At 51.7% G+C, this 12,789-nt stretch carries 9 protein-coding genes and 1 tRNA gene; 4 read left to right on the forward strand and 6 right to left on the reverse strand.

Annotated elements, in window-relative coordinates; translation table 11 throughout:
- Nucleotides 1–101: 101 nt before the first annotated feature.
- The 3 genes from BITS_RS05010 to BITS_RS05020 form a co-directional block, all read right to left on the reverse strand.
- Entirely contained in the window at nt 102–533 is a 432-nt protein-coding gene (locus BITS_RS05010) for a hypothetical protein (protein WP_026641984.1), read from the reverse strand.
- 6 nt (nt 534–539) lie between these two features.
- On the reverse strand, nt 540–842 hold the full coding sequence (locus BITS_RS05015) for a hypothetical protein (RefSeq protein WP_026641985.1): 303 nt from the start codon (nt 840–842) through the stop codon (nt 540–542).
- A gap of 600 nt (nt 843–1,442) precedes the next feature.
- Nucleotides 1,443–1,516, reverse strand: a tRNA-Pro gene (locus BITS_RS05020).
- Nucleotides 1,517–2,080: 564 nt separating this feature from the next.
- Between BITS_RS05020 and BITS_RS05025 the strand changes: the two genes are divergently transcribed.
- The 4 genes from BITS_RS05025 (at nt 2,081) to aroA (ending at nt 6,555) form a co-directional block, all read left to right on the forward strand.
- Nucleotides 2,081–2,944 (forward strand): hypothetical protein, encoded by an 864-nt coding sequence (locus tag BITS_RS05025; protein ID WP_026641986.1) that lies wholly within the window; start codon nt 2,081–2,083, stop codon nt 2,942–2,944.
- A 490-nt stretch (nt 2,945–3,434) separates the two neighbouring features.
- Entirely contained in the window at nt 3,435–3,731 is a 297-nt protein-coding gene (locus BITS_RS05030) for a hypothetical protein (RefSeq protein ID WP_026641987.1), read from the forward strand.
- Nucleotides 3,732–3,839: 108 nt separating this feature from the next.
- A complete protein-coding gene (locus tag BITS_RS05035) occupies nt 3,840–4,874 on the forward strand; it encodes a hypothetical protein (RefSeq protein WP_026641988.1) in 1,035 nt (344 codons plus the stop codon).
- Nucleotides 4,875–5,112: 238 nt separating this feature from the next.
- Nucleotides 5,113–6,555, forward strand: coding sequence for a 3-phosphoshikimate 1-carboxyvinyltransferase (gene aroA, locus BITS_RS05040; RefSeq protein ID WP_026641989.1), 1,443 nt, complete (start codon nt 5,113–5,115; stop codon nt 6,553–6,555).
- 197 nt (nt 6,556–6,752) lie between these two features.
- Here the strand turns inward: aroA and BITS_RS05045 are convergent, their stop codons facing one another.
- The 3 genes from BITS_RS05045 to BITS_RS05055 all read right to left on the reverse strand — a co-directional run bounded on the left by BITS_RS05045 (nt 6,753) and on the right by BITS_RS05055 (nt 12,504).
- Entirely contained in the window at nt 6,753–7,982 is a 1,230-nt protein-coding gene (locus BITS_RS05045) for an acetate/propionate family kinase (protein WP_026641990.1), read from the reverse strand.
- A 73-nt stretch (nt 7,983–8,055) separates the two neighbouring features.
- Nucleotides 8,056–9,735, reverse strand: coding sequence for a phosphate acetyltransferase (pta, locus tag BITS_RS05050; protein ID WP_026641991.1), 1,680 nt, complete (start codon nt 9,733–9,735; stop codon nt 8,056–8,058).
- 291 nt (nt 9,736–10,026) lie between these two features.
- Nucleotides 10,027–12,504 carry a phosphoketolase gene (locus BITS_RS05055; protein WP_238556553.1) on the reverse strand — a complete coding sequence of 826 codons (2,478 nt, stop codon included), beginning with the start codon at nt 12,502–12,504 and terminating at the stop codon, nt 10,027–10,029.
- Between the last annotated feature and the right edge of the window lie 285 nt (nt 12,505–12,789).

The raw sequence follows: 12,789 nt of genomic DNA on the forward strand, positions 1-12,789 counted from the left end.
AAGAAATCAACTGATGATACAAGTTCCCAATTGAATCACTATCTACTTCAGATATCGTAAGGTTGTCATAATATGGTTAAATCTTAAACAGCTTTCCACGCCTACGAATGGGTTCGAAGCCATCCGATCTCACTATTCTGATCGTTGATAAGTCGTTGCAGGAGGCGTTTCTCTGCCGCTCGCACGATACGTTTCATGTTTGCGGTAATGAACTGCCTTGGATATCGTTTTGTAGGATTTACATGATACACAGTGATGCCCATCTGCTTTGCAAGACGGTCCTTGTATTCACGGTGTGCCAGAGGATGAGTGGATTCGCCTCCAGCGTCCCATTCGAAAGCAATACCTAAATCAGGTATCCAGGCATCAAGTTCGAAATTATCAGGAAGTATGCCTCGAGCATTGATAATCACAGCCAGTGAAGTAATTTCATGCAGCGTCTTATTTATATATTTTTCGAATGAGCCTTTCACTTCCTGCCCCTGCAAGAGCTTCGGGTTCTTGACGCCTGGCACCAAGATGCATGGCGGCATATTATCTCATTTTCTCATCTGTTTCGGCGTTTTCTTCTCTACTTCGGCCAAAGATTCTGCTGCTTTGTCGATGGCACCAATTTTGTCGAAAATTGTATCGATTAATCTATGGACGAGCTGCAACACTGGTCTATTATCGTGAATCACGACGGATACTCTCATGCCAGTTTTCTTTTCGTATGCCTTACGGACAGTTTTTAAAGAAACAAGCGGCTGACTTGTAGAACGATGGCCATTAATCCATCGTGTCGCTTTGCCGATAGCTTCTTCGGGCGGTGCGGAGAGGAACAGAGCTTGTTTCGGTGGCATAGCCAGAGCGCAACATCCTAAATTGAAGGAGATGTCGAATCGACCGGGTTCGCATAAGGGGCAAATTGGGTGTCCGAACGCCAAACTCATGCGTAAAGGTGATACTCTGAATCGGTGCCTGCACTTTGGTGCTTTCCATTGGTTGCGCTCAGAGCAGTTTATGGGGACTTCGGAGGGTCATTTTCGCCCTGATACCATGTGACAAATTTGGCAAAATCAGCAATTCTTGCGGGGATTTTGCATAATAAGAATGCCAATGGGGTTATGGGGGGTATAGACAACAAAATCTTGGAAACCTCTTTATTCGAACTAACGGGAAATGCGTCTTTGCATTCATCCATAACCAATGACCTTCTCCCCGAAGAAGAACTGACTGATTTTCTATATTAATAACTCATTGTCGGACTTGAATACGATTCGTTAACGACAACCTGATTGTGAGGGACGGTTATACGGTTGGCGCCAACAGCGAAGTTTTATCGTTACCTATTTGTGCTTGAAGAGATCAGATAAATTTTTCTCAAACCAAGGCAACAGAACTTGAAAGGTGAAAAAATAAAGAAACGCGCATTGAAAGCGTCGCTAGCAAAAATAAAAAAGTCGGGCTGACAGGATTTGAACCTGCGACATCCTGCTCCCAAAGCAGGCGCGCTACCAAACTGCGCTACAGCCCGATGTGTGATGATTGCTCAACGCACGAGTGACTACTATACACGCAAGTCATGGACAGCACACACCGGCATGTCGTTTAGCGCGTCGAATCGCGATGACAGTGACGCAGTCATCGTTTATGTAATTAAAATGCTCTTCTTGTGACTCAAGCATGACAAATCAGAGTAATTTATCTCACAGCTCTGTGCCTTGTTTCAACAATTTAGATTCGAATCACTTTGTGGTCGATTACGCCAAACAGCCGAGTGAAAGTCTGCCTTAGCTAAGATCAGATTACCAAGAATGTTGCGATGCAAAGGATTTCTCGTCATTCGTAATTGAGCTGATGAAACGATACCTATACGCAGGCAACAATAAATGGTCATCTGTATCCACCGATGAAACCATAAAATCGAATATTTCGCTATGCCATATTTGGCACCAATCGGCGATATATTGGTAGGTGAGCAATCATGTGTTGTACAGGGAATGTTCGGCTAAGAGAGCGGACAAACACACAATGTTCCGCATTCACAAGTCGAGCGCGCCGACCGTATTACTCGGCCATCGAAGAGAAAGGGTTTGCAATGGCCAATACCACTCCGGCAATGGAAGCGCTGAGAAATGCAGAGCAATCGCACCAGGATGCAGTCAAAGCGCATGACAAAGCAGTTTCCCAAGCTCAGGATGCGGTGCGAAGGGAAGAGAAGGAACATGCCAAGGCGGTAGCGGCAGCTGAGAAGAATCTCGCCGATGCCAAGAAGGCTTTTGCTCAACCCACCTACACTTTTGCGGGAACAAAGCTGTTCCCTGATCATGTCGAGGATGGCAAATCCTCTATTTCCCTTGAAGAAGGCATGCTTGTCGAAATCAATGCATCTGGTGTGAGCTATACTGCGCCAACCACAAACAGCGAAATCGCGGCAGCCAGTGCGGCTGCTACTGTCATCGCAAGCGATGATGCCATGGAAGGTGCGGATGTTGCAGGCAAGCGTAACACCGTGGACGTCAACGGCACCGCGCACGATAGCCGGAACCTCTTCATAACCCTGAGAACTTCCAATAACGCCATGACCATCACATGCGATCCTGACAAGGAAAAAGAAGCACGCGATTTCGTCGACAAGGTTGCGCGTGCGGCAGCTGATGTCACAGTGGTCGTGGAACGCCACGAGCAGGAAATCCAATCTCTGCAGGATGCCATTGAACAGCAGCGAGCCAATACCGAGCTGATCGATGTTGCCAGGCAAAAGCTTCAGGAGGCTGAGCAGGATACTGCAACAATCGAAGCCACCGCCAAGGCATTTGATGTGGTGAAAGCGGCGACGCCAAAGGAAGACATCCACGCCTACGAAGAGGACAAGCGTCGCAGAAAGTTCCGCTTGATACTCGGCATCATCATTGCTGTCATTATCGTGGCAGCTGTGATTGCAGGTTTCTTCTTCCTTTGATAACCATTTTGTTCGCTTCACAGCGAAATAGTGAGGTGCTAGACCAAAATGCCGGTTGCGGTAATGTGACCGGTATTTTGTTATTGCACGGGGTATCGGCATAACTTACGTCAAAAATAGACGGCGGGTTTGAGACAGACACAATACTGCATACGGAGGCTGCGACTTGGATATCATGTCGGTGAGCAATATCATGCGGATCGATAATCGTTCCCGATGAGTCTGTTTGAAATCTGCCTCGCTTGGAACCTCGTAATGACACAACAAAGTAGCCAAGAATCCATGATCTCCAGAACGAAAATGAATCTCCGGTTAATTCTCCGCACAATACATTGAGACACGCCCTATTTGGCTTCGTTGAAGGCGTTTCATCCAAGCTTCTAATGGTACATTTGAGACAAGCGAGTCGAGTCGGTGAGGTTGCCGTAACAACGTCGTCACGGCAGCTTACCAGTTCTGATGAAGAGTGAAAGAGCGAAGGAGAACCCTCGTGAGTGGTGAAGAATACCGTCAAGACGGTCAACAAGCTTATGATCCCAACGGCCAGCAATCGTGGCAGACACCGGAAGAGACGCAGCAAGTCGATTCTGCAACAGCACAAGCACCGGTAGATCCGCAAATGGAACCTGTTCAGGAAGCCGCAACGCAGCAATTCCAGTATGGGTCTCAGCAGCCGCCAATGGATCCGCAACAAACCGTGCAATATCAGCAGGCGCCAGTGGAATATTCACAACAACCGACACAAACATGGCAGCAAGATCCCAATGGCTACGGAGTCTCGGCATAGCAGCAAGCGGCAGAATGGCAGCCATCAGCGGATCAGAACCAGGCACAGCCTACGCAATCCATCCCGACCATTGACGCTCCTGGAGTCGCACAGACATCAACCTATCCTGTGAATAATGCTCAGCCGATCAATGCGCCGCAGACACAGCAGCCGGTCGATCAGAACGCTTATCTGCAGAATGGCAATCAGCCCAGTCAGTATGTTGCTTCCGGCGCCACTGGTCCTCAGGGAGTGTCGGGCGCTCTCGGCAGTGTCCCAGCAGGGGTTCCTCCTATGGGTATGCCCCCGCAAGGAGCGTACGGTGCACCGATGCCTGGCCAGCCGCAGAAGCGTAAGAAGGGCTCTGGTGTCATTATTGGTATTATCGTAGGCGTCATCGTAATAGCCATCATTGCGGCATGTGTCTTCTTCTTCCTGTTCAAGCCGTCTCTGACCGCTCAGGATTATTTGGAAGCATCGACCAAGCTTGATGACATCAGCAGCGAATATTACGATGTCACTTCCGATATGAGTCAGATGCAATACTACGATGACAGTGATGTGAACAGCAGTGTCTCCGATCTGAAAGACGGCATCTCCAAGCTGCAGCAAATCGAAGGCGAATTCTCGTCTTTGAAGGCGTATAAGGATGACGAAGTCAAGCAGGCATATGATACTTACACTGCAAGCAGCAAGCAGTTTACCGATTATATGCTCAAAGTAGCTGAAGCATATCCTGCATTGAAGGCTGTGGAAACATCATGCGGTGATACTCCATATGTCTCGATGTATGACAGTGACTTCGCAGATCAATACTCCACATTCCTGTCCTCATGCAAGACCAAGCTTGAGGCGCTGTCCAATACCGATGTCCAATCGATCAAGGACTTTGCCACAAGCATGAGCGAATATGCCACCAAGCTCTCGGATATCGTTGACCAACTCAAGGAATTGGGCAATATCGATGACATCGAGTATGGGTCAGACCAATACAACAAGCTCAGCGATATTGTGGATGAGTATTACGAGTTGCCATCGACATACGAAGCGACTTCAGATTTCCAGTCCGCAATCTCCGATGAGCTCAACAAGGTTGATCCTTCTGACGAATTGCAAGCGGTTCAGGATTTGCTCGGCACGAAGATCCAGGAAGCAAAGCGCTGATCGATGGGTCGATAGATCATGCATTCTTGGCAAATGCTTCCATGAGTTTCCTCAAGGATGTCCTAGTAACGGCATAGCAGTGGTTCCGGTCGTTCCGGACCGCTGCTTTGTTATACGTCGATATTGGTTTCAGGTCTGAGTTAGTTGTTTCTGTTGCTAGTGAAGTTGCCATATAAGCGCATTTATGGAATTGGACGTTCATACGTTCTACGAGGAGCCAATACGATACGATGACACTATGAACGCGAGCGATACCGACAATGTTGAATCTGCTGATCTCTGGGATGCACCACAGGCGATCAAGCCCTTACATGCCACGGTGATGGTGCCAGGCAGCAAATCGCTATCCAATAGATATCTGATCCTGGCGGCGCTGGGAAACAAGCCCGTGATACTCCATGGCTTGTTGCGCTCGCGCGATACATCTTTGATGATGAAAGGGCTTGAGGCCTTAGGCGTGAGCATCGAATTCCCCGATCCATCGGACGAGACGATTGTGAAGATCGCACCACCTGCAGATGGTCACTTCCGTGGAAATACTTCAGTATTCTGCGGACTGGCTGGGACGGTGATGCGTTTCCTACCTGGTTTGGCAGTATTCGCAGATGGACCGGTGCATTTTGACGGTGATAAGCAGGCATATGCACGGCCGATGAAGCCTGTGCTCGATGGCCTGGAACAACTTGGTGCCAGCATTGAATATGAGGGCGAGGAAGGGTGCCTTCCTTTTACCGTGACTCCGCCGAGTCTTGCGATTCAAGACAAGCAGATGGCGGAAGTTGCCTATGCCGAGGTTTCTATCGACTCTTCATCCTCTTCGCAATTCATTTCAGGTCTGCTTTTGATGGCCTCCAGGTTGCCTCATGGTCTCCGTCTGACCCATATCGGTGAACATGTGCCAAGTATGCCTCATATTCAGATGACCATAAGCGATGTGAATGGTGCAGGCGGATCTATTCATATGGATGCTACTAAGACTTGGGTTGTCGAGCCAAAGCCGTTGCAGCTTCCGAAAACCATTACTATTGAGCCAGACCTATCCAATGCAGCGCCGTTCTTGGGAGCGGCCATGATAGCCGGGGGAAGTGTCAGCATACCCCGCTGGCCTGTGCGCACAACGCAACCTGGGGGACTGCTTCCCGGTATTTTGCAGTCTATGGGTGCTCGAGTCGATCTTGATGGGAAGCCCTTGCATGACGATGGTTCCTTTGCTGCTGATGTTGTGAGTCCAGAACCCAGTGGCACGGAAGTTCACAATGGCATTCTGACTGTAACCGGTACTGGGACCATCCACGGTCTAGGAAATTACGATATGGCAGCAGCGGGGGAGATTGCGCCCAGCATTGCCGCTTTGGCAGTATTGGCACAAGAACCCACATCGTTGCGAGGAATAGGCCATCTCCGTGGCCATGAGACCAATAGACTCGAAGCCTTGGTAAATGAGATTCATCGCCTAGGTGGAAAAGCGACTGAATTGGAAGATGGCATTGCAATAGAGCCTGTGGATTGGGTTGACCTTCATGGTGAAGTCATGGAATCTTATGCGGATCACCGTATGGCGACATTTGCGGCGATGTTAGGATTGGTGATCCCCGGTACGCGTGTAGTCAATATCGGAACGACAAGAAAAACCATTCCTGATTTTCCGGGAATGTGGCGATCCATGCTTGATCAGCAGTAGCGCAAAGTGCACGAAATAAGGCTATTGAGGAATAGATTGTGTGCAGCGTGAATCGTGCAGTATCGCAATATTCTGTATGAATCAAGATATGACAAAAGGCTGGAGACTCTCTCGTAGAGGACTCCAGCCTTTTGTATTGCGTCACCACTTATGCAAGCGCATTATTGCGGTTTGCATAAGTGAATTCAACCTGAAATTCAGCGAGTGAATTCGTGACCGTAGCTATCCTTGCCAGCCTCAGCAATAGCTGCGGACTTGCGTGCGATGGCCAGCTCTTCGTTCGTCGGGATGACGGTGACGATGACCGAGCTGTCAGGAGTGGAGATAATGCGTGGTTCCTTGGAGCGAACGGCATTCTTCTCCAGATCCAGCTTGACGCCGAATGCGGCAAGACGCTCGCATACGCGTGCGCGTACGATGTCGTCGTTCTCGCCAACACCAGCGGTGAAGGTGATGACATCCACGCCACCCATCTGAGCGGTGTAGTTGCCGATATAACCGACGATACGGTGCACATAGACATCGAGAGCGAGCTTGGCGTCCTCATTGCCTTCTTCGATCAGACGATGCACTTCGCGCATATCGCCATAACCGGTCATGCCCATCATGCCGGAACGCTTGTTGAACAGGGTATCCAACTCATCCACATTCATGTGGGCATTACGAATCAAGTGGAAGACCACAGCAGGATCGATATCGCCGGTGCGGCCACCCATCATGAGGCCTTCAAGCGGGGTCAGGCCCATGGAAGTCTCGACAGGCTTGCCGGAGATCTGTGCAGAAGCCGAAGCGCCATTGCCGATATGCAGTACGATCTGCTTGAGGCCTTCAGCAGGCTTGCCGACGATTTCAGGCACTACGGAACCGATGAACTCGTGAGAAGTGCCGTGAGCGCCGTAACGACGGATATGATACTGATCTGCAATGTCCTTGTTCAGAGCATAGGTGCTCGACTCCTTCGGCAAAGCGAAGAAGAAGGAGGAATCGAAGACGAAGACCTGAGGAACGTCAGGCAGCAATTCGCGCATGACTTCAGCGCCAATGGCCTCTGCCATATTGTGCAACGGTGCCAGAACAGCCAGATCCTTGACCTGACCGATGGTCTTGTTGTTCACCAGAGCCGGCTTCGGGAAGACAGAGCCACCCTGCACCACGCGGTGTCCGACTGCGACGATTCCTGCTTCATCGAGCTTTGGACCGAATTCATCGAAGAATCCGAGTACGCGCTTCAGGCCCTGCTCGTGATCGTGAATGGGCTCTTCAAGCTCGTGCTTTTCGCCATTGAACTCGTGCTTGTAGTGTCCGTCGATCGGCTCACCGATCTTCTCCACCAGACCAGAAGCCAAGCCCTCGCCGGTTTCAAGATCGACCAGCTGATACTTGATCGAGCTGGAACCAGAATTGATAACAAGGACGGTTTTCGCCATTGTGGCATCCTCCATGGGTTATTGAACGTTCGCTATTACGCGACTTTCCAGTGTCTAGGTTACTCGTTGCTTCCTACAAAGACTGTGCTTCGATTGCAGTGAGAGCCACGGTGTTGATGATGTCCTGCACCAGTGCTCCTCGGGATAGGTCGTTCACCGGTCGGTTCAAGCCTTGCAAAATAGGTCCGACTGCCAGCGCGCCCGAGGAACGCTGAACTGCCTTGTAACCGATATTTCCCGCACAAAGACTGGGGAATATGAACACATTGACATGTCCTGCAACATCGTTATTCGGTGCTTTTGTAGCGGCAACAGTAGGCGACCAGGCGGCATCAAACTGAATGGATCCCACCACATCCAGATCGGGTGCTTTGCTCTTTACAATATTGGTAGCCTCTTCAACCAGGTCGACATCAGGCCCCTTTCCGGATCCCAGAGTTGAATATGAAAGCATACCAACTTTCGGAGTAAGTCCGAAGGATCGTGCGGTAGCCGCCGATTGGATGGCGATATCGGCCAGTTGTTCGGCATTGGGGTTGAGATTGATGGCGCAGTCGGCGAAGATCGCCACATGATCCTTGAAGCACATGATGAATGAGCCGGAAACCAGCGAAGCGTCAGGCTTTGTCTTGATCACCTGTAGCGCGGGGCGAACCGTATTGGCCGTAGAATTCACGGATCCCGACACCAGGCCGTCAGCCTTGCCAAGCACCACGAGCATAGTACCGAAATAGCTTGGATCGGCGAGTTGCTTACGTGCCTGTTCTTCGGTCATACCTTTTTTGGCGCGCAATTCGCATAGCTTCTCAACCATTGGTGTAAGCACTGATTCATCATCCATCGCTTGGAAAGTTGCCTTATCCAAGGATTCGAGCTCAAGCTCCTCAGCTCGTTTCAGAATCGATTCCTTCTCGCCGACAATGATCAGATTGACGATGTCCCTTTCGAGCAGATAATCGGCTGCCTTGAGAATGCGATCTTCTTCGCCTTCTGGAAGCACGATTGTGCGCTTGTTCTTCTTCGCCTTGCCTAGGAGACTGTATTGGAAAGCGTATGGGGTGGTGGGGGCGGCAAACGGGGCTTGCAAGGCATCCATGAGTTCCTCGGTGGGCACATGATCTGCGAAGGCACGCGTTGCGAGTTCCGGCGCATTATCCTCATCGAAATCCACAAAGGGGATGGTCCACACCGGAATGTCATATCCGTCAAACGCTTCGAGCAATGGAGCGTGCTGGCTCTCTTCTTTGCAACCGGTGATGAACACGCCGAGCACAGCAGTGCCAGCATCTTCAACCGTTGCACGGCAGGCTTTCACCGTGGCTTTTACCTGTTCTGGTGTTCGATTGATCGTGCAAACGGCGAGGAAAACCGGCGAACGGAGATCGGCCGCAACATTGGCATTGAATGCAAAGAGGTCAGGGTCATAGACCGCCGATCGATCAGTGCCGACAATCACCATGGATTCGGGGGAGTACTCTTCAACGATATCTTCATAGGCGGCAACGATGTCTGCGCGAACGGCTTCTTTGTCTTCACGCACATGGCACATGCAGGTGCCGCGAACATGGGCATTATCCTGCCCTGCATTGGCTGCATTGAGCAAGATGTCGGTTATCGCGCTGTGCTTACAGGAGGCTGGTCGAAAAACTGCGGTTGTATTGATTGAAGCCAAAGCGTTGACGACGCCCAAAGCGACGACGTTGCGGCCATTGGCGGCTTCTGGACTGATGATGGTAACGCTGGTAAGACTCACGTTGTCTCCTGTTCAAGTGATGAGGGGTATGACGTCTATGTTCATACCGTGAGCCATTCTAGTGCGTTTTTGTTAGCGTTCAACCTAAGTGTTTGGTGTGTCAGTCTACGGAGAGCCTGACGTTGTGAGCAAGGAATCACATGCAGATCAGAAGGCTCTGTCGATTGCCACATAGATAAGGTAATTGGAAGAACAAGATAACTGGATAACGAAAAAGGAACAACAATATCAAGATAAACAAAGGGTTCCGAGCGAAACTCGGAACCCTTCTTAGGTCAGACAGGTCTGAACTTACTCGTTATCGCCAGCGGTTGCAGCGGTAGCGGTGACAGCACCTGGCATCTCGGTCTTGACGCCCGGCCACACCCAATCGGTGTAGTCTGGGTGATCGTAACCCTTGTCGACAGCGAACTGGAATGCTTCCTTGCGGAATGCCTCGAGCTTGTCGATTTCAGCAGCGTACTTGTCAGCGTCGATCATGCGCAGAGCTTCAGCAGTCAGCTCGTAGCGATCGATGTCGTTCACGCGCACCATGTCGTAAGGCGTGGTGGTGGAACCCTGCTCCTTGTAGCCGTGGACGTTGAAGTTGTCGTGGTTTGGACGATCGAAGATCAGGCCACGCACGTCGTGGGGCATAGGAGTGATAAGCGAACAGCACCGGCTTGTCTTCGGTGAACAGCTCAGCGAACTCCTCATCGGAGAGGCTTCGTCGTTCTCCTTTGCGGACTGCAGCTTGAGCAGATCCACAACGTTGACAACCTTGAACTTCACGCCCATCTTGTCGAGCTTGTCGGCAGCGGCCATGAGTTCCTGCTGAGGAACATCGCCAGCAGCAGCGAGCACAACTTCGACCTCATCATTGGTCTTGGCGTTGGATGCCCACTTCCACTCGGCAGCACCCTTCTCGAGCTCTGCACGAGCCTCGTCGAGGGTCAGCCAGGTGGCTGCAGGCTGCTTGCCTGCGATGATGGCGTTGATCATGTTGGTGGACTTGTAGGCCTTCTCGGACACTGCGAGCAGCATGTTGGAATCCACTGGGAAGTAGATGCCGATCACGTGATCGTTGTTGAAGGTCTTGTTCAGCAACAGGGAAGTGACACCCGGATCCTGGTGCGAGAAGCCGTTGTGATCCTGACGCCACACGTGGGAGGAGACCAGCAAGTTCATGGAGGAGATCGGCTTGCGCCATGGGATCTCACGCACGGTGGCCTCGAGCCACTTGGCGTGCTGGTTCAGCATGGAGTCGATCACATGCACGAAGGACTCGTAGGAGCTCCAGATACCGTGGCGACCGGTGAGCAGGTAGCCCTCCAGGAAGCCTTCCATCTGATGCTCGGACAGCTGCTCGGTGACCTGACCGGTGACGGCCATGTGCTCGTCCACCTGAGCGGACAGATAGCCGGCGGTCCACTGCTTGTTGGTCACATCGTATGCAGCCTGCAAACGGTTGGATGCGGTCTCATCCGGTCCGAAGATACGGAAGGAATCCGGGTTCAGCTTGATGATGTCGCGGGTGTAGGTACCCAAAGCGCGGGTGGCTTCGAGCTGTCCCCAGCCGTGGCCGTACTCGGCAACTTCCTTGACCTCGTAGTCTTCGAGCTTCGGCAGGTTCAGCTCTTCGCGGATACGGCCGCCGTTGGCGTTCGGGTTCTCGCCGATACGCAGTTCGCCTTCAGGCATGAACTCGGTCACATCGGACTTGATTGCTCCGTTGGCATCGAACAGCTCTTCAGGCTTGTAGGATTCCAGCCAGTTCTTGAGGACTTCGAAATGAGCCTCGGTGTCGCGAGCGGAAGCCAGCGGCACCTGGTGGGAACGCCATGAACCCTCGGTCTTCTTGCCATCGATGAACTTCGGGCAGGTCCAGCCCTTAGGAGTGCGGAAGATGATCATCGGGTAGAACGGACGAGTCATATCGTCGGTCTGAGCTGCAGCCTTGATGTCGCAAATCTCGTCGAAGACGGTCTCGAACAGCTCGGCGAAACGACGGTGGATCGACAGGTGATCCTCATCGTCGAAGCCAGCGACGAACTCGTATGGTTCGTAACCCATGCCGTGGAAGAACTCGTGGAGCTCTTCGTCGGAAATGCGGGACAGAATGGTCGGGTTGGCGATCTTGTAACCATTGAGGTGCAGGATCGGCAGCACGATACCGTCGGTGCGAGGATTGACGAGCTTGTTGGACTGCCAACCGGTGGCCAGAGGGCCGGTCTCAGCTTCACCATCGCCGACGATGGCTGGCACGAACAGGCTCGGGTTGTTCATCACAGCGCCGTAAGCGTGTGACAGAGCGTAACCAAGCTCGCCACCTTCGTGGATGGAGCCTGGGGTCTCAGGTGCATAGTGGGAAGGAATACCGCCCGGATAGGAGAACTGGCGGAAGAACTTCTGCAGACCAGCTTCGTCCTTGGTGATCTCTGGGAAGTACTCGGTGTAGGTGCCGTCCAGATAGGACTGTGCGGTACCTGCTGGGCCACCGTGGCCCGGTCCCATGATGATCACGGTGTTCTGCTGGTGATCGGCGATCAAACGGTTGATGTGGCCGATGAGGAAGTTCAGACCCGGGGTGGTGCCCCAGTGGCCCACGAGTCGGTGCTTCACGTCTTCGCGGGTGAAAGGCTCCTTCATCAGCGGGTTGCTGCGAAGGTAGATCTGACCGATGGACAGGTAGTTGGCTGCACGCCAGTACTTGTCTACACCGTTGAGGGCTTCCTCGGAAACCGGAGCGTCAAGCTTCTTCCAAGGGGTGCCAATAACAGGACTCGTCATGTGTACTCCTGTACTCCTGCACATATTGTGCAATCGATTGTTTATCATTCGGTGTTGAACCCCGCAAAACCTTGCGATTTCGCGGTTTCCAAGACCAATCGATACCCATGTTATGTTGGGTGGGAGACTTTTGGCCGTTTTTTTGCATCTGTGTGCGAAACTGTGATGTATTTTTGAGGAAATGTTTGTGTTTGGCGTCCGTTTTGTGAAGGTCGCCTTGTGAGAAATACTGCCCAGAAACCGCAATATATAGCCAATAATGGCAGAAATATGAAATAAATCACG

It is taken from the genome of Bifidobacterium tsurumiense (assembly GCF_000741765.1).
Taxonomy (GTDB): Bacteria; Actinomycetota; Actinomycetes; order Actinomycetales; family Bifidobacteriaceae; genus Bifidobacterium; species Bifidobacterium tsurumiense.

What these genes read in the sequence shown, in the direction of transcription:
- BITS_RS05010 (WP_026641984.1), bottom strand. Translation starts at nt 533, where the DNA reads ATGCCGCCATGCATCTTGGTGCCAGGCGTCAAGAACCCGAAGCTCTTG.
- BITS_RS05015 (WP_026641985.1), bottom strand. Translation starts at nt 842, where the DNA reads ATGCCACCGAAACAAGCTCTGTTCCTCTCCGCACCGCCCGAAGAAGCT.
- BITS_RS05025 (WP_026641986.1), top strand. Translation starts at nt 2,081, where the DNA reads ATGGCCAATACCACTCCGGCAATGGAAGCGCTGAGAAATGCAGAGCAA.
- aroA (WP_026641989.1), top strand. Translation starts at nt 5,113, where the DNA reads ATGAACGCGAGCGATACCGACAATGTTGAATCTGCTGATCTCTGGGAT.
- BITS_RS05045 (WP_026641990.1), bottom strand. Translation starts at nt 7,982, where the DNA reads ATGGCGAAAACCGTCCTTGTTATCAATTCTGGTTCCAGCTCGATCAAG.
- BITS_RS05055 (WP_238556553.1), bottom strand. Translation starts at nt 12,504, where the DNA reads ATGACGAGTCCTGTTATTGGCACCCCTTGGAAGAAGCTTGACGCTCCG.